Source organism: Nitrospirota bacterium (assembly GCA_040754395.1).
Lineage (GTDB): Bacteria > Nitrospirota > Thermodesulfovibrionia > Thermodesulfovibrionales > SM23-35 > JBFMCL01.
In genome coordinates this window covers 16,575-34,693 of the sequence record JBFMCL010000013.1, presented here as the reverse complement: position 1 = coordinate 34,693, position 18,119 = coordinate 16,575, and the positions used below count along the sequence as shown (strand labels likewise).

Annotated in this window: 15 protein-coding genes; 7 read left to right on the top strand and 8 right to left on the bottom strand. The window is 47.9% G+C overall.

Annotation, left to right across the window (positions count from 1 at the left end; all coding sequences use genetic code 11):
• Positions 1-145 precede the first annotated feature (145 nt).
• The 6 genes from AB1552_08100 to AB1552_08075 form a co-directional block, all read right to left on the bottom strand.
• A complete protein-coding gene (locus AB1552_08100; protein ID MEW6053734.1) occupies positions 146-721 on the bottom strand; it encodes a hypothetical protein in 576 nt (191 codons plus the stop codon).
• Positions 718-2,502 (bottom strand): excinuclease ABC subunit UvrC, encoded by a 1,785-nt coding sequence (gene uvrC, locus AB1552_08095; protein MEW6053733.1) that lies wholly within the window; start codon positions 2,500-2,502, stop codon positions 718-720. The genes AB1552_08100 and uvrC overlap by 4 nt, the downstream gene beginning before the upstream one ends.
• A gap of 60 nt (positions 2,503-2,562) precedes the next feature.
• On the bottom strand, positions 2,563-4,494 hold the full coding sequence (locus AB1552_08090; protein MEW6053732.1) for a diguanylate cyclase: 1,932 nt from the start codon (positions 4,492-4,494) through the stop codon (positions 2,563-2,565).
• Entirely contained in the window at positions 4,476-4,700 is a 225-nt protein-coding gene (locus tag AB1552_08085) for a sulfurtransferase TusA family protein (GenBank protein MEW6053731.1), read from the bottom strand. The genes AB1552_08090 and AB1552_08085 overlap by 19 nt, the downstream gene beginning before the upstream one ends.
• 210 nt (positions 4,701-4,910) lie before the next feature.
• The gene (locus AB1552_08080; GenBank protein ID MEW6053730.1) at positions 4,911-5,891 is read right to left on the bottom strand and encodes an acetyl-CoA carboxylase carboxyltransferase subunit alpha; all 981 of its coding nucleotides are present in this window, start codon (positions 5,889-5,891) and stop codon (positions 4,911-4,913) included.
• Entirely contained in the window at positions 5,888-9,307 is a 3,420-nt protein-coding gene (locus AB1552_08075; protein MEW6053729.1) for a DNA polymerase III subunit alpha, read from the bottom strand. The genes AB1552_08080 and AB1552_08075 overlap by 4 nt, the downstream gene beginning before the upstream one ends.
• Positions 9,308-9,324: 17 nt before the next feature.
• Here AB1552_08075 and AB1552_08070 point away from each other — a divergent pair, with 17 nt between their 5' ends.
• From AB1552_08070 to atpE, 5 genes are all read left to right on the top strand, one after another.
• Positions 9,325-9,459, top strand: coding sequence for a hypothetical protein (locus AB1552_08070; GenBank protein ID MEW6053728.1), 135 nt, complete (start codon positions 9,325-9,327; stop codon positions 9,457-9,459).
• A gap of 10 nt (positions 9,460-9,469) precedes the next feature.
• On the top strand, positions 9,470-11,779 hold the full coding sequence (locus tag AB1552_08065; GenBank protein ID MEW6053727.1) for a PBP1A family penicillin-binding protein: 2,310 nt from the start codon (positions 9,470-9,472) through the stop codon (positions 11,777-11,779).
• A gap of 10 nt (positions 11,780-11,789) precedes the next feature.
• Positions 11,790-12,116: a tetratricopeptide repeat protein gene (locus AB1552_08060; GenBank protein ID MEW6053726.1), complete on the top strand. Its 327-nt coding sequence runs from the start codon at positions 11,790-11,792 to the stop codon at positions 12,114-12,116.
• A gap of 86 nt (positions 12,117-12,202) precedes the next feature.
• The gene (gene atpB, locus AB1552_08055; GenBank protein ID MEW6053725.1) at positions 12,203-12,886 is read left to right on the top strand and encodes a F0F1 ATP synthase subunit A; all 684 of its coding nucleotides are present in this window, start codon (positions 12,203-12,205) and stop codon (positions 12,884-12,886) included.
• A 33-nt stretch (positions 12,887-12,919) separates the two neighbouring features.
• Positions 12,920-13,282, top strand: coding sequence for an ATP synthase F0 subunit C (gene atpE, locus AB1552_08050; GenBank protein ID MEW6053724.1), 363 nt, complete (start codon positions 12,920-12,922; stop codon positions 13,280-13,282).
• 83 nt (positions 13,283-13,365) lie between these two features.
• Here the strand turns inward: atpE and AB1552_08045 are convergent, their stop codons facing one another.
• Positions 13,366-14,517, bottom strand: coding sequence for an NAD(P)/FAD-dependent oxidoreductase (locus AB1552_08045; protein MEW6053723.1), 1,152 nt, complete (start codon positions 14,515-14,517; stop codon positions 13,366-13,368).
• 89 nt (positions 14,518-14,606) lie between these two features.
• Positions 14,607-15,149: a macro domain-containing protein gene (locus AB1552_08040; protein MEW6053722.1), complete on the bottom strand. Its 543-nt coding sequence runs from the start codon at positions 15,147-15,149 to the stop codon at positions 14,607-14,609.
• Positions 15,150-15,427: 278 nt separating this feature from the next.
• On the opposite strand from AB1552_08040, the gene hflX reads away from it, so the two are divergent.
• Together hflX and AB1552_08030 are read left to right on the top strand one after the other, a co-directional pair.
• Positions 15,428-16,870: a GTPase HflX gene (hflX, locus tag AB1552_08035; GenBank protein ID MEW6053721.1), complete on the top strand. Its 1,443-nt coding sequence runs from the start codon at positions 15,428-15,430 to the stop codon at positions 16,868-16,870.
• 169 nt (positions 16,871-17,039) lie between these two features.
• A complete protein-coding gene (locus AB1552_08030) occupies positions 17,040-18,119 on the top strand; it encodes a radical SAM protein (GenBank protein ID MEW6053720.1) in 1,080 nt (359 codons plus the stop codon).

The window sequence follows — 18,119 nt, the reverse complement described above, 5'->3', positions numbered from 1 at the left end:
AAGCCTTTCACGGATCGATGCACCCGTATCATCAGGCATGCACAGCACGTGGAAAGGTCCCGCATTCCCTGCTCCGGAAATGCGCAAGTCTCACGAGCTTTTCGGTATACCTGTTGTCATGTCCTGCCCTGAAAGCAGGCAGTGTCTACTGGAGCGAGTTAAGTTCAGCTTCGATGTCGTATCTCCTCTGCACAAGTTCTGATTTCTTCTGCTGCACATCCCGAAGGTTTCTCCAGAGCGGTTCCAGATCCTTTTCCATCTGCTTGAGCTGAATGATATTATAAATGGACGACTTTCCCTGCCGTTCGTTTATCTCTGCAACCAGCTTTGACTCCTCCTCGTTTACAGCCTTTATATCATTGATAACCGAATCCAGTTTATTCAGCAGAGTGTTTTTTTTTGCACTTTTTTCATCCACTGACTGAGGTCTTTGATATGATGTTCCCGTGCGTTCATCGGTCTCCCTTTGCTGCAGTTTTTCCGGCTCCTCGTCTACACCGGTAATCTTTCCGGTCAGTTCCTTTCCTTCGATTCTTGCGATATCCCCTTTCAGGATCGTTACGGAACCTGCATCAAAATTAATGATGACCTTTTCTCCCTGCTCTGCATATGAGCTGACACCCGTGATTACCGATCCGTTATTGAGATATACGGTATACGCTGATACTGGATATGCCGGAACCAGCAGAAAGAGCAAAACAAGTACTGCAGTTTTTTTCATCTTCTCCTTCTCAATTCATCCAGAAGGTCCTCTGCAAGTTTTTGGTGAAAACCCCTCAGCTTTGCGATGTCTTCAGCAGAAGCCTGCCTGATACCTTCTATACTACCAAAAACCCTTAAAAGTTCAAGCCTCCGCTTGCTGCCGATTCCCCGTATCTTTTCAAGCGGGGATTGCAGAAGCCCTTTCTCCCTCAGTTTTCTGTGAAAACCGACAGCAAATCTGTGCGCCTCATCACGAATGCTCTTCAGGAGAAGAGATGACGGTTTCCCATCCTCGAGACTGACCGGTTCATCATATCCTGCAAGGTACGCCCTGTCGGGGTTTTTGGCTACGGCAACCATTTCTGCCGCCTTGTTCCGGGAAGGGGCATATCTGCTGAGAACCCTTCTGGCAACTTCGAGGTGTCCTTTTCCCCCGTCAACAAGAATCATGTCGGGCAGATCGCCTTTCAGGTTGTCCGTGATTCTCCCGATGATTTCTTCCATCATCGCATAGTCATCAATTCCCCTGACTGTTTTTATCTTCAGCTTCCGGTATCTCTCTTTCTGGAAATCCCCTCCTGACCATACAACATATGCTCCCACAGCTTCATCCCCTGAAATGTTCGATACATCGAACGCCCCGATATCGTCAGGGGTTTCCGAAATCCCAAGTCTCCCCGCAAGATCATGCAGTACTGCTTCTGTGTTTTTTTCCTGCCTTGCCTTGTGCATAAAACCCGCATTATCGGAAGACATTCCGACAAGCTTTTTTTTCTTTCCGTACCCCGGAGAGGTTATCCTGACCTTCATTCCTCTGCGCTGGCTCAGCCATGCAGCAAGTGATTTTGATTCAGCCGGGATGACGCGTGTCACGATTTCCGGCGGAGGGATCATTTCTTTCGCATAGAACTGCATGAGAAAGGTACGCATAATCTCTTTTTCCGAAAAATCCTCAGTGCCCTTCAAAAAAAACTCCCTTGATCCGATCATGATACCGTTCCTTATAATAAAGACGTTAAACGATACATCGCCGCCTTCACGGTAATGTCCTATCACGTCCATATCCCCAAGTTCCGGAGCAACAATCTTCTGCGTTTCCCATGCCTTTTCGATCGCACGTATCCTGTCCCTTATTTTTGCAGCCTCTTCGAAGTTCTGTTCTTCTGCGAGTCTGGTCATCCTCTGTCTGAGCCCGTCAACCAGATCCTTTTTTTCTCCTCTCAGGAAAAGTTTTACCTCTTCCGTGAGTTTTGCATACTCCTCTTCGCTGATATTTCCCGTACAGGGTGCATGACATCTTCCCATCTGGTGCTGGATGCATGGCCTCATCGGCTTATCAAGCGGAAAACGACAATCCCTTATCTGAAAATTCCTCCTGATGAAGGAAAGTGTTTCCCACATTGAGCCTGCCGGTATATATGGGCCGAAATACAGTGCCCCGTCACGGGCTATTTTTCTTACAACCTCAAGCCTCGGCCACTTTTCATTGACGGTCAGCTTCAGATAAGGATAGTTTTTGTCATCCCTCAGAATTATGTTAAACCTGGGTTTATGCTGCTTGATGAGATTCGCTTCAAGAATAAATGCCTCGAGCTCATTCCCGGTAACTATATAGCTGAGGTCGCGAACCTCCTGCATCATAGAATTCTTCCGCGAATCACGTGCAGGGGTTTTCTGGAAATAACTGCGGAGACGTTTTCTGAGATTTTTTGCCTTTCCAACGTAGAGAACCTTCTGGCGTTCATTCCTGAACATATACACGCCAGGTTTGTGGGGGACACCGGAAAGATCTGTACGCATTTATTGATACCCTTGAGCCATAACCAATTTTCCCGTCTGGGAGCCTTGCTACTATCTTAACTAATCTGTACCGGCAAAGTTTGCTTTTTCTTTCTTCTGCTTGTACATGAGCCGGTCAGCTTTCGCAAGGAGTTCTTTAATAGAACATGGGGCTTCGGGATCATACCGGGATACACCGATGCTGACAGAGAGGGGATAGTCATGCGTTCTGTTCTGATTGTATGTCCTGAGACTATCCACCAGCCGTGCGGTAAGGGTCTCTGCATTTGCGTCCTCTGTCTCAACCGCAAGTACGACAAACTCATCGCCTCCGATACGGGCAATAAAGTCCGATTCGCGAAAGGTTTTTCTGAGAATGCCGGCAAATTCTGTCAGTGCATGGTCGCCTTCATGGTGACCAAAGTTATCGTTGATCCATTTAAGGTCGTCCAGGTCTGCAAAAAGAAGCAGTATCTTTTTCTTCATCCTGTTTGCGATCTTCAGCTGCTGGTCTGCAAAGGTAAAAAACCCCCTGCGGTTGTACAGGTGGGTCAGTTCATCCGCGAGAGACAAAATACGCAGTGCTTCCTCTGTATGTTTGCGCTCTGTTATATCGACGAGGGCACCGACAATTTCACGCGGCCTTCCCTTATCATCCAGGATCAGGCCTGCCTGGTCGCAAAACCAGTTATATGATCCATCCGCACATTGCCAGCGATACTCGATAATAACGTTCCCCTCATCACCTATTGACTGAAATTTCTTTATAACCCTCTCACGGTCATCGGGATGGATCCTCGAAAGCCGCAACAAGGGATCTTTCACAAAGGCTTCAGGGAGAAAACCCGTAATACGGTCTATCTGTGCACTCACCCATATCGTACCGAAAAAAGCCGGAGGCTGCATGGTATAAAATGCGATCGGGAGGGAACTGAGAATGAGGGACTCACGGCCTTCCTTTTCCCTCAGCATGTTTTCAGTGAGTTTTTTGTCGGTTATATCAATTCCTATCATGACAAAGTAATTCATTGCGCCGGAGGAAAACCGGAGAAACGTTAACATATAGGGGATCCTGACGCCGTCTTTTGCCAATAAATATATCTCGGCAGTGGTCTGTCCTTTGACAGCAACCTCCCGGAGTTTCTCCTCGACCTCTTTTTTATCGTCCTTATCAACAAAATCCACGGGCTGCATCTTTCGCATCTCCTCCGCTGAATAGCCGGTCACTGATTCAAAGTTTCTGTTCCACCGTACCAGCCGGAGGATCCCGTCCATAAGGCAAAAGATGCATGGCATGCTGTTGATTGCCGAGTCAATAATACCCTTCTCCTGCTGCAGACTTTTCTCCGCCCTGACCCGTTTTCCTATCTCCCGTGAAATATTTTCAATAGTCTCATTCGTCACTTCCTTGAGAGATTCAAGGAGTTCCACCTTTGAACCGCCAGATACCCTCGTCTCCAAATCCCCCCGCGATACCCTGTGCAGCACTTCGAAATGCTCTGCAAGACCTATGGCAAACTCGTGTGAGAGATCGACAATCTCTCCGATTTCTCCGGCAGTCATATTGACCATGCGTTTCAGTTTTGAAATTAATTCTATCCCTGAATTATCGTGCATTCTGACCGAGGGGTCTCCTGAGGAAATCTTTTTTAATGCTTCAAAGACTTCCGATAATCCCAATGCCATCTCCAGGCTCATATTTTCGAGTTCTTTGTCTCTTTCCTCTACCATCCTTCTGAAATGCCTGAACTGCCTGCTTACCACTTTAATCGTCTCTTTCATTGAAGGGACATCCATATTCATATGAAAGACCCTGCAGCCGAGGCACAGTTCTATCTTCTCAAGAAACTTGCCCTGCGTCCTCTCGCGGCAAAGAGTCTCGCTGATCAGCCAGCATTTCAAATTTCCGGTCAAATAGACAGGGCATGCCGTTTTATTACAGTGAAAGAATTCCCAGCACAGCACCTTATCCGGTATCTTTTTCCTTCTGGGTTTCAAAACTGGATCTGGCATCTGATTCTGCCCGCCCCTTCATCATTGATCGACAGCAAGGTCTTTTTCAATCTCTTGCACCACGCACGGATATCTCTTTCAAATGTAGGACAGTCACCTATCACCTCAAGAACTTCTCCGGCCCGTATCTCCGGCGATTTTGCAGCAACCTTCAAGACTGGCTGTGGACACTTGAGACCGATGGTATCCAGAACAACCAACGACATTTTTTGCATCTCTCCACCTCAACAGCATAAATTTTGTTTAGTATTAGAGGGTTATACATGTACGTCGCATGCTTTCAAGCATATACGCTTGAAAATCGCAATAGTTTACTATAGCATATGCTATATTTTTCTTGTCAACTTTTTTTAACTTTTTGCGTCGGGCAGATACTACAAGATGCGGGGTGTTGGCGGATTATCGCAGATGAACGGCTAACCGGTCTCTTCCAAGAAACTTCCTATTTTTCTGAACCTCCGGTATCTCTCCTCAAGAAGCTTTCCCGGAGTTTTTGTTTTCAGTTCCTCAACAGCAGCGATGATATACTCAGAAATGCTCTTCGCTGTCCCTTCAGGGTCCCTGTGCGCTCCTCCGAGTGGCTCAGGGATAATTCCGTCTATGATCTTAAAGTTCAACAAGTCCTGTGCAGTCAGTTTAAGCGCATCCGCGGCCTTAGAAAAATCCTCCGGCCCAAGGTCTCCGTTCCTTTTCCAGAGAATGGCTGCACAGCCTTCCGGCGAAATAACGGAGTAGGTCGCGTGCTCCAGCATAAAGAGTCTGTCGGCAACACTTAGGGCGAGCGCCCCTCCACTGCCTCCCTCCCCGATCACTACTGCGATGATGGGCGTTCTGAGCCTCGACATCTCCATGAGATTCACGGCAATAGCTTCAGCCTGACCACGCTCTTCTGCACCGATTCCTGGATATGCTCCCGGGGTATCAATAAACGTAACAACCGGCCTTTTGAATCTTTCCGCAAGTTTGAGCACACGGAGAGCCTTGCGGTATCCCTCCGGATGCGGCTGCCCGAAATTGCGGAATATCCGTTCGTTTGTTCCGCGTCCTTTCTGATGCCCTACAAGAACGACAGGGATATCGGTTAACTTTGCGATCCCTGCAACTATTGCCGGGTCGTCAGAAAACCTTCTGTCACCGTGCAACTCGATAAAGTCGCTGGTCATCATATTGATATAATCGAGCGTATATGGCCTGTCTGGATGCCGTGCCAGAAGCGTCTTTTGCCAGGGTGTCAGAGAAGAAAATATCTCTGACCGAAGGTCTCTCACCTTTTTTTCGAGTTTTTTGATTTCACTCGAAATATCAATGTCTTTTCCATCGGACAGTCGCCTGAGTTCCTCTATCTTCAGTTCCAGATCCTCAATTTGCCGCTCGAATTCCAGATAGTACCGGATCATTGAAAGATGACCGTCCCTTTGCCGGATATTTCTTCTATTCTGCTGACCAGCCTGCTGTCATCAGATATTTTTATCCCTGTCGCTATGAGAGTTTCGGTATTGCGATGGCATATCCTGAAATAAAGGGGATATCTCCCGCTGTCCCCCGAAAGCAGAACCGACCTCAGCATCTGAAGATTCGGACACTGCCCTTCGGGAATCTTCAGGGTAATCTCTGCCTTGCCGCCCGATCGTGCATCAAGCTCGTCCAGACCGGAAATTTCTCTGGATACGATTTTCATCCCTTTTTCGGTTTTGTCGAGGGTCCCCCTGATCACTATCGGCATGTCTTTTTGCAGAGTATTAATGCTGCTTCTGTAAAGGTCAGGGAAAACGATGATTTCAACCTTTCCTGTAGGATCTTCAAGGGAACAATAGGCCATTATCCCGGCTTTTGACTTGGTCTGAACTTTTTTGATATTCGTTATGATTCCGCCTATTCTGACTTCCTGATCCTCCTCAATTTCGTCAAGTTCCGCTATGCTGATTGTGCCAAGCTTTTCGAGCTGCCTCCGGTATCTCGTTAAGGGATGCCCCGTTATATAGAAACCCAGCGCCTCTTTCTCAGCCTTCAGAAGTTCCTCTTTACTCCATTCCCCGGTGACAGCCGGTTCCTCATCGGAAAAGTCACCGAAGATACTCTGCTGGCCTGCCGCCCTCGCAGCATGCCCTCTCGAACTTCCGTTAAGCGCGGCACTCATGACGTTCATCGCCTGCAATCTTGTAGTTCCAAGGGAATCAAAGGCGCCTGCCTTAATAAGACTCTCGATCACCTTTTTGTTCACCCTGCGCTGATCGACCCTTCCCATGAATTCTGAAACAGAGGTGAAGAGTCCGTCTCTGCTTCTCGTATCAATTATTATCTCGATGGCCGACGCCCCTACGCCTTTCACTGCCTCGAGACCGAACCGTATCGAATTTCCCACCACCATGAATTCCTTCCCCGAGAGATTAATGTCAGGAGGAAGGATAGTGATGCCCATTTCCCTGCATCCTGCTATCAGCTTGACAATCTTGTCGGTGGTATCCATATCCGCACTGAGCGTAGCTGCCATAAATTCCACCGGATAATGTGCTTTCAGGTAGGCTGTCTGGTAAGCCACATACGCATAGGCAGCAGAATGCGATTTATTGAAGCCGTATTCGGCAAAATACGCCATGAGGTCGAAAATCTTCACCGCCTTTTTTTCCGAGATTCCTCCTTCACTGGCACCCCGGATAAAGGCTTCTTTCAGCTTTTCCATCTCTTCCGGTCTTTTCTTGCCCATTGCCTTTCTCAGGATATCAGCCTGTCCCATGGTAAAACTGGCAAGTTTATTGGCGATCCTCATTACCTGCTCCTGGTACAGGATAACTCCGTATGTCTCATCCAGGATTTCCTTGAGCTGCGACAGGTCGTATTTCACCGGTATCAGGCCTTTTTTCCTTCTGATAAATTCGTCGATCATGCCGCTCCCCATGGGACCCGGCCTGTACAGGGCAACAATGGCGATAAGGTCTTCAAACCTGCTGGGCGATATCTTCACAAGCAGATCCCTCATACCGGAACTTTCAAGCTGAAAGATGCCCGTCGTATTGCCTGAACTTAACAGTTCATAGGTCTTCCGGTCGTCAAAAGGGATATCCCTGAAAGAGAGTTCCTTGCCGTTGTTTCTTATATATTTGAGTGTTTCGTTGATAACGGTCAGAGTCTTCAGACCGAGGAAATCAAACTTCAGCAGACCTATCTTTTCTATAGACCCCATGTCAAACTGTGTCATCACACTCCCGTCCCCCGGGTTCCGGTACAACGGCGTATAATCCGTCAGCGGAGCAGGCGATATCACAACTCCTGCAGCATGAGTGGATGCATGTCTGCTCAGCCCTTCAAGCCGCATTGCGGTATCAAGGAGCTCTTTGATCTGGAGGTCTGTTTCGTAAAGTGTTCTCAGCTGCGGGTCAGCTTTCAGGGTTTCCTCAATAGTGATATGCACCGTATTCGGTATAAGCTTTGCGATCTTGTCTACATCTCCGTAGGGGATATCAAGCGCCCTGCCGACATCTCGTATCGCCCCCTTTGCTGCCATGGTACCAAAGGTAATGATCTGCGCTACATGATCTTTCCCGTATTTTTCCGCAACATATGCAATAACCTCCGGCCTCCTGTCTTTGCAGAAATCAACATCTATATCCGGCATGCTGATTCTTTCGGGATTGAGAAAACGCTCGAAAAGCAGATTGTATTTGACGGGATCAATGTCCGTAATGCCCAGACAGTACGAGACAAGGCTGCCTGCTGCAGAGCCCCTCCCGGGCCCGACCGGAATCCCCCATTTCTTTGCATAACTGATAAAGTCCCATACTATGAGAAAGTAGGACGAATAGTCCATCTTTTTTATAATGTCGAGTTCTCGTGCGAGCCTTTCCCTGTACAGGGGTTCCGGCTCATGCCCAATTCGGTGCGTTAGTCCCTCCGCTGCAAGTTTTCCCAACAGTGAATCCGGCAACTGACCGTCTTCGAGTTCATATTTCGGCAGCAAATTTTTCCCGAGACTGAACTCGACATTGCACCTCTCCGCGATCGCACGTGTATTGGTAACCGCCTCAGGTATGTCCCTGAAGGCGTGCTTCATTTCTTCAGGTGATTTAAAATAGAATCCGTCTGACTTGAAACGGAGCCGGTTCGCATCATTCACGGTTTTTCCTGTCTGAATGCACAGCAGGATGTCATGTGCCTTGGCATCATCTCTTCGCAGGTAGTGGCAGTCATTTGTAGCCACAATGCCGATATGGAGGTCCTTTGCAAGTTCTACAAGCTTCCTGTTCAGCTCATCCTGCTCGGGCAGGCCGTTGTCCTGAATCTCAACAAAAAAGTTATCCGGACCGAGGACATGCTTGTACGCAAGCGCCTTTTCCCTTGCCTGATCAATCATGCCCATCTGTACATAATAGGGAATCTCTCCCTTCATGCATGAAGTAAGACCTATCAGCCCGCCGCTGTATTGCGCCAGAAGGTCATGGTCGATTCTCGGTCGGTAGTAAAACCCTTCGGTATACGCCCGGGTAACAAGCGTAACGAGATTCCTGTATCCGCTGTTGTCCTTCGCAAGGAGAATGAGATGAAACGAGGACTCCTCCGTGTCATGCCCCTGTCTCTTTTCGAACCGGCTTCCGGGAGCGATATAGACTTCACAGCCGATGATTGGTTTTATCCCTGCCTTTGTGGCATAACGGTAAAATTCTACCGCACCGAAAAGATTGCCGTGGTCAGTTATTGCAACTGCGGGCATCCTGAAGACATTCGCCTGATCGACAAGCTCTTTTATTCTTATCGCTCCGTCAAGTAGGCTGTATTCAGTATGCAGGTGGAGGGGAACATAATCTGAATGTCGATGCATAATAGAATATTACCCTCATGAACAGTTTCAAGTCAATGGCATCAGTCGCAGTCGTTCCGCACACAGATGATGTCACCGGCACGGAGATGTTTTTCTTCATGCAGAAGCAGCAGTCGGGCAATTTTGACAGCTTTTTTCAATCAAGAGTATAATGGTGATGTAATGAAATCCAAAATCATTATTATCCTTGCCGCAATATCCATCCTTGCAGGCATATCTGCCGGGACCTATCTTGCCATCAGCATGGGACTTCCGTCTCTCGAGGAAATAAAAGAATACAAACCGTCTGAAGGCACGAAGATTTATGCAGATGATGATGTGATGATCGGGGAACTGAAGGCTGAAAAGGGAATATTCGTTCCCATCGGCAAAATCCCTGACCACATGATCAACTCCGTTATTGCAGTGGAGGATTCAAGGTTCTGGCGTCATAAAGGCATTGATTATCTCGCCATCGGAAGGGCGATTATCAAGGATATTCTCTATGTCGGCCTGAAAGAGGGAGGCAGCACGATTACGCAGCAGCTCGCCAAAGTCATGTTTCTCACCCCGGAAAAAACTCTCAAGCGGAAACTCCGTGAAGCTGTCCTTGCGATAAAAATCGAAAAAGATCTGGAAAAAAAAGAGATTCTCGAGCTGTATCTGAACAAGATCTATTTCGGTCACGGGGCTTACGGCGTTGAAATGGCCTCGAGGATTTATTTCGGCAAGTCAGTCAGGGACATTACGCTGATTGAAGCATCTCTGATTGCAGGCCTCATTAAGGCCCCGACCTTTTATTCACCGTTTAATGACCTTGCAAAGGCGAAAAATCGGCAGCGGATTGTCCTGAACCGCCTGGAAGAAGAAGGGTATATTAAACGGTCTGAAAAAGAACAGGCGATGAAACAGCCGATAACACTTTCGAGCATGAGAAAGGGCATGGAGGCAAACAACTATTTTATTGACTACATAAAGAAATACCTTGAGGAGAGATACGGGATTGAAAAAGTCTATAAAGGAGACCTCAGGGTATATACAACGCTTGACAGAAATGCGCAGACAGCTGCCTCACGAGCGGTACAGCAGGGACTCAGGGAACTCGACAAGAGAAGGGGTTGGCGTGGTCCTGTCGAACAGAAGAAGGACGTTGACATTGAAAAAGAACTGAAAACAAAGGAACTGACTTCTGTCGTGGTCACAAACCCCGGTGATATATCGAACGGCCTCGTCCTGAAGGTCGCACCACGGGAGGCAATCATAAAGACACGGGGCATTATCGGAAAACTGTCCGTTGAGGACGCGAGATGGGCCGCAAAGGTCATTGATCCGGGAAAACGCTCGAGTCAGGTGCTTAAGGACTTTACCTTATCAAAGATACTGAAACCCGGCGACATCGTGAAGGTAAGCATCAAAAGCATCCGCGGGAGCAATGTTCAGCTTGCTTTGGAACAGGAGCCAGAGGTTGAAGGAGCACTCGTTTCATTGGAGCAAGACACCGGCTTCATCAGGGCAATGATCGGGGGATACGATTTCGTCAGGAGTGACTATAACAGGGCCATCTATGCCAAGCGGCAGCCGGGGTCCGCATTCAAGCCGATCATTTACGCAGCAGCACTCGAAAAGGGGTTTACTCCGGCAAGCATCATCATGGATGAACCGGTCACTTATCCGGGCGGCCCCGGAGGGAAATGGTCTCCTGCAAATGCGGACCATAAATTTTATGGACCCACGACGCTCAGGGAAGCGTTGACATACTCGAGAAATGTGGTTACGGTAAAACTTGTTGACGCTGTCGGTATTAACAATATAATGGATTTTGCACGGCGGATTGGCATCGAAGGAGATATGCCAAGAGACCTGACGCTTGCGCTGGGTTCGCTGAGTGTCACGCCGCTTGATCTTGCCTTGTGCTATAGTGTATTCGCAAACAGCGGCATGAAAATCAACCCGATCGCGATCAAGTATATCACCGATTCAAGAGGAAGAATTCTCGAAAGCAATGAACCTGAAGCCGAAGAGGCGATAAGTCCCCAGACCGCCTTCCTTACAACTTCACTGATGGAGGATGTGGTGAAAAATGGCACAGGTTGGCGGGCAAAATCCCTCGGCAGGCCTGTTGCGGGAAAAACCGGGACTACCAACGAGTACAGGGATGCATGGTTTGTGGGCTACACGACGAACCTCGTAACCGCTGTGTGGGTAGGATTTGATGACACAAGACCTTTGGGTTCGCAGGAGACCGGTGCCCGCGCTGCATCTCCTGTTTGGGTATTTTATATGAAAAGTTATTCCTCCGGAGATCCGGAAGAATTCTCCGTCCCCGAGGGTATTGTAAGCCGGGTTATCGATCCGGCAACCGGTCTTTTGTCCAGAGAGGATTCCTCGGGCATAAAGGAGTATTTCAGGGAAGGTTCCGAGCCAAGACTCATGGCTCCGGCCGTAACTGTGCGTAAGGTAAAGGAAAAGGAAATAAACCTGAATTTTGATTAGGGGGTAAGCTATGAAAAAGATGATGAGGAAAATGTTGCAGGCCGTATTCGTCCTTATGATTTTTGGCAGTTTTCTGTCCGCTGCATTCGCAGCTGCAGAGGAAAATCCCTATGACAGGGCGGTCGAAGCATATTTACAGAAGGATTATAAGACCGCTGTCACATATCTCAGGGAATACGTGGAGAAAAAACCTGATCCGTATGCGTATTACCTTCTCGGGTACGCACTTTACAAGATGAAAAAACATGCTGAATCTGCAAAATATTTTGATGAAGCGTATGTTCTTGACCCGAATATTTCCCCTCTCTCGGTAAAGAAAAAACTGGAAAAAAAATAATATGGAAGATTCTTTCTAAGCCTATTGACTTTTCAAAATAAGGTTATGTAATATAACTGCGATTTTAATCCTCAGAGGAGGTTTACATGGAAGAAGTCCTATTAATGGATGCAATCATCAAGCCCGAGGTAATACCTCACAATGTAACACATGCCTTTCTCGTTTCAATAATCCTGATTGTCCTTGCGCTTATGGTAAAAGGTTCCCTGAAGCTGGTTCCAAAAGGCATCCAGAACTTTATTGAGTTTATAGTCGAACAGGTGTTTAAATTGGTCGATGATACTATTGGCCACCATTACAGCAGACAGCTGTTTCCTTTCATTGGCACAATATTCTTCTTCATATTATTCTGTAATCTGATGGGGCTGGTACCCGGGTTTACCGCTGCAACTGCCAATGTAAATACCAATGCGTCCATGGCAATACCCGTGTTTCTTCTGTATCACTATTTCGGTATCAAGGTACACGGTGTAAAGTATATTAATCAGTTCCTTGGTCCTATCCGCACCCTTGCGGGAATTCCCCTTATGATCTTAATGTTCCCGATAGAGATTATCGGGCACTGTGTACGTCCCCTGACCTTGACTGTACGGCTCTTTGGCAACATGACGGGCAAACACGTACTGCTTCTCGTTCTTGCGATAATTTCTCCCTGGTTTATCCCTACGGTGATTCTGGGGCTCGGTCTGCTCGTGAGTGTTGTGCAGGCTCTTGTCTTCACCCTGTTAACCATATGTTATTTCGGTGGTGCCGTTGAAGAGGCACATTAATTCAATATCTTTATGAAAGGAGGAAGGCGAATAATGAAGAAAGCATTGACTGTATTACTTCTCACCCTCTCACTGATGTGGATTCTGGCACCTCTCTGCTTTGCAGAAGAAGCTGCTGCCGCCACAACCGGTAAAAGCTCTAATGTCTTCTACTATGCCCTGGCTGCACTTGGTTGCGGTCTTGGAATGGGTCTCGCAGCTCTCGGTACCGGTATCGGCATGGGAACTGGTTTAGGTGGTGCTTGCGAAGGTGTCGCAAGGAATCCCGGAGCATCCGGCAAAATCACCACAACCCTAATCATCGGTCTCGCAATGATTGAGTCTCTTGCTATTTATGCACTCGTCGTAGTCCTGATCCTCATCTTCGTGAACCCGTTCGGAAAACTCCTTCAGTAAGAGATAAAGGCGCAAAAAGGGGCAGGATGAAAAGTCCTGCCCCTTTTTTATATCCTCTTTCTCATAAAGAAAGACGTACTATTTCAGGAATGCACCTCTTTTTTCCCGAAGAGCTTTGCGTTGATTAAATGCCGTATCAGATAATTCACGATATCCTTGTGCCAGTCAAAATGCGTATTTTGTATCACCGGCAGAATACCATCCTTTTTGGCAAGGTCGATCAGGAGATTGATATGGTGATCCGACAATCTCGAAAAAATATTCCGGATTACTTTGCCTGCCTTCAGTTCGGGCTCCAGCCTTTTTCTCCAGGCCTTTTCATATTCTGCAAATATTGTTTCTCCGTAATCACCGCATCTGAAAGCCTTCATAATCGTCTGCACCGCAATCTCCGCACCAAGCAGCCCGAAATAAATGCCTCCTCCCGTGGTAGCTTTTACCTGACCAGCGGCTTCACCGACTATCACAAGCCTCTCACCATAGCTCTTGGGGATTCTTGTGATAGGAACAGGGCTGCATTTTACGCGTTTTCTCGTGTTCAACCTGTTCCTGATAAAAGGTGTTTCCATAAATTTGTTTATTAACTCTACGGGGTTTTTCTTTACAATAATTCCTACTTTCGCTGACTTGCTGTTAGTCGGAACAACCCACCCGAAAGAACCGGGGGCAATCCCCTCCCCGAAATAGACTTCAACGTCATCGAGATCACTCATTATCACATCTGCCTGTGCACCGAATAAAAAACTTGCCGGTCTCCTGAATGTAAGAGGAAGGGAATGCAATTCAAATCCGGTCGCTATCACCCCTGCCTTTGCCCTGAATTCCCGATGCACCCCTTCAGAGGTCGTCTTTGTGATAAAGGCGCTGTCCGTAATATGTATTGAGTTTACCGCTGTGTCAACACAGGTTATTGCACCCTGTGTAACCGCCATTTTGTTTATTTCTCTGTCGAAGAGACTCCTGTCAACAACATAGGCAATGGGAACGGCCGAATGATATCTCAGGTAATCCCCTGACGGAGCAATAGCCCTTATGGAGCAAATAGCACGCAAAACGACATCTTCCTCCAGATCTAGTTTCCTGAGGCATGCTTCGCTCACAATGCCTGTACAGTTCACATCCTGTCCTATCACTGATTTTTTTTCTAATATGGCAACATCAAGACCTTCCTTTGCAAGAAGAAACGCCGTATAACTCCCGACAGGTCCGGCTCCGATTACGAGTACGTCATGCACAACTCTTTCCCCCTCTTTAAGGCTGTCTGGCACTACACGAGTAAGATTTTACAGGTCAGATCGTTTTTTTTTCAACCTCTGGCGCACAATTAGCCGATTTTTTTCAATTCCTCTCTGAAATATCCCATAGTAACGTCATCATAAATGCAGAATTCGATCACTTCGAGGCTGCTTTCCGAATGTTCCCTGAGATAGCCGACAGCCGTCGTAATCAGAACCTTCGCACATCTGTCCTTCGGAAACCCGAAGATACCGGAGCTTATCGCAGGAATTGATATGCTCCTCAGATCCTTCTCACCAGCGAGGAGCAGACTGCTGAGAACAGCGCTCTGCAATTTTTTGTCCTCATCTCCTTCCCCCATTCGTGGTCCGACGGCGTGTATAACGTATTTTGCTGGAAGTCTGCCCGAAGAAGTGATTGCAGCACTGCCGACCTGAACATAGCCGATTTGATCGCTCTCTTCCTGAATAACCTGTCCCCCTTTTTTGACAATTGCGCCTGCCACTCCACCGCCATGCTGCAGGTAGGTATTGGCAGCGTTTACAATCGCATCGACATCGCGTTCGGTGAGATCCCCCTGAACAAGACGCAATATCCTGCCGTTGATTGTATACTCGGCAATTACTTTCATCAGAAACCTCCTTTTCAGGGCATTTTTCCGGTTCGACTCTCACTATTCCCTTATGATACAATATAGCATAATACGATCGGAGGATATACATACCAGCACTTTACGGACATCTGTCGGGTCTCAAGACTGTTTACCTCAACTCCCTTGAAAGAATATACAGGAGAAAAGTATCCCGCGACCTTATCACTCCCGAGCTCGCCCGATACCTCACTGAACTCTCCTCCGAAATAAACCGTCAGATCGGTATTCTTATCAACAGGTCAGGCAATATCACCCATGTGATTGTAGGAGATGCAAAAAGCATACTCATACCCTTACTTGATGACTATCCGCTTGGAAGAAAGGCACTGCGAGGCCTCAGACTCGTTCATACCCATTTAAAAGAAGAACCCCTTACCCAGGATGACCTTGCAGACCTCGCACTGCTCAGGCTGGACCTGATCGCTTCGATAGGCGTCAGAGATGGCTTTCCGGGGAATATCTGTGTGGCGCACCTGCTGCCGGAAGGCACGAAACAATTTGAGCTTCTTCAATCACAGAATTTCCATACATTTGAGTTTGTATTTTCTGGTTTTATCCGTTCGCTCGAAGACGAGATGGAGAGGTCCAGGGTCTTCAGCCCGGATGACAAGCGTGAAAAGGCGATACTCGTCAGTGTATCGACAGACCCCCGCTATGCGCAGGAAGATTCTCTTGAAGAACTGAAAGAACTTGCACGGTCGAGCAATGTACTCGTCCTGGACGCTGTCAGCCAGAGGCCGAAAAAAATCAACCCGAGATATCTCTTGGGTGAAGGCAAAATGAAAGACCTTGTAATCAACGCACTGAGCAAAGGAGCTACGATGCTGATATTCGATCAGGAACTGAGTCCTTCCCAGGTAATGGCGATCAGCGAACTTACAGAACTGAAGGTTATCGACCGGTCTCAGCTCATTCTGGATGTTTTTGCCAGGCGCGCACACAGTCGTGACGGAAAAGTGCAGGTGGAGCTTGCCCAGCTGAAATACCGGCTTCCGAGGCTGACAGGAAAAGGTACCGCAATGTCACGCCTTATGGGCGGCATCGGCGGGAGGGGTCCAGGTGAGATGAAACTTGAAATTGACAGAAGGCGCGTAAGAGACCGGATAGGCATTCTCGAGAGTGAACTCAAGTCACTGGCCAAGGCAAGACAACAGAGAAAACACAGGAGAGTGGCAACGGGCATTCCGATTGTCTCGATAATCGGCTATACGAATGCCGGCAAATCAACTCTGCTGAACTCTCTTACGAAAAGTTCAGTGTTTGTTGAGGACAAGCTTTTTGCAACACTCGACACGGCAAGCAGGAGGCTCCGTTTCCCGAGGGAAAAAGATGTTCTGGTTACTGATACAGTCGGATTCATCCGCGATATCCCGAAAGACCTCATGGCCGCATTCAGCGCGACTCTCGAAGAACTCGAGGATGCCGATCTGCTCCTGCATCTTGTGGATGTGTCAAATGCCCGCTTTGAACAGCATATCACTTCTGTTGAGAATATCCTCGGGGAACTGCATCTGGAACACAAGCAAAGAATTCTCGTCTTCAACAAAACGGACAGGATAGCCGGGGAAGAATCAAAGAATATCGCCATGAGATACAAGGCGATAATGATTTCAGCGCTCGACCCCCGGACCTTTGACCCGCTCCTGAGGTCCATAGAGGAAGCCATATGGACAGAAAAACTGGCAGAAGCCGTGATATGATTCATGGGAGATCCAAACATCGTTCATGAATACAATGGCTGCGATTATGGTAACCCGAAAGCATTGATCATGCATATACCTTCATGCGGAAAATTCCGTGTGTCTCATGCATACGCAATTCTCCGGCATGAAATATTTCGCATAAAATAACAACAAGGAGACCCATTACATGGAATTCAGTCCGAAGTGGATCGCGTGGGAAATCACGAGGAGATGTAATCTGCGGTGTGTGCACTGCCGTTCGTCATCGGAACTCGAGGTAAATTCCCATCCCGATTTTTCCACGGAAGAGGCTTGCAGGATCATTGATGACATTGCAGAATATGCGAAACCTGTTATGGTTCTCTCGGGTGGGGAACCGCTCATGAGAAATGACGTGTTCGATATTGCCCGATACGGTACAGACAAGGGACTGCGGATGTGTCTTGCGACAAACGGCACCCTTGTGACCGGGGAAGTATGCAGAAAGATAAAGGATTCCGGCATCAGGATAGTGTCTCTCAGCCTTGACGGTTCTTCGGATGCAGTCCATGACGAATTCAGGAGTCAGAAAGGCGCCTTTGACGGTACCTTACGGGCTGCAAAACTCTTCAGGGAGCACGGCATAGAGTTTATCATCAACTCGTCCTTTACGAAGCGCAACCAGGAAGAGATCCCGAAAGTCTACTCGCTGGCAAAAGAACTCGGCGCTACCGCATGGTATCTGTTCATGATCGTTCCTACCGGGAGGGGCGAAGAGATCATGAGCGAGCTCATTTCAAAGGAGGATTACGAAAACATCCTCGAGTGGCATTACCAGATGGAAAAAGGGGAAAAAGATCTGCTCGTCCGGCCTACCTGCGCACCGCATTATTACAGAATCGTCCTTCAGAAGTCGAAGGAGGAAGGTTCCGGTTTTCAGAGAAGGACGCTGAAGTTCTCCACCGGCGGCTCAAAGGGATGTATTGCCGGGCAGCTCATCGCGCTCATCGACGTGGATGGCAATGTGCTGCCCTGCAGCTATTTCCCGAGACCCGCAGGCAATATAAGAACACAGTCCTTTAAGGATATCTGGGAGAATTCCGAACTTTTCAGGGAGCTTCGCGATTTCAAAAAATACAGGGGCAAATGCGGCTCATGCGAATATATCACCGTCTGCGGTGGGTGCAGGGCACGGGCATACGCGGTACATGGCGATTATCTTGAAGAAGAACCGTTCTGCGGGTATACACCGGTCAAACTGAAGCGTAAAACAAAAAAGGAGGGATAG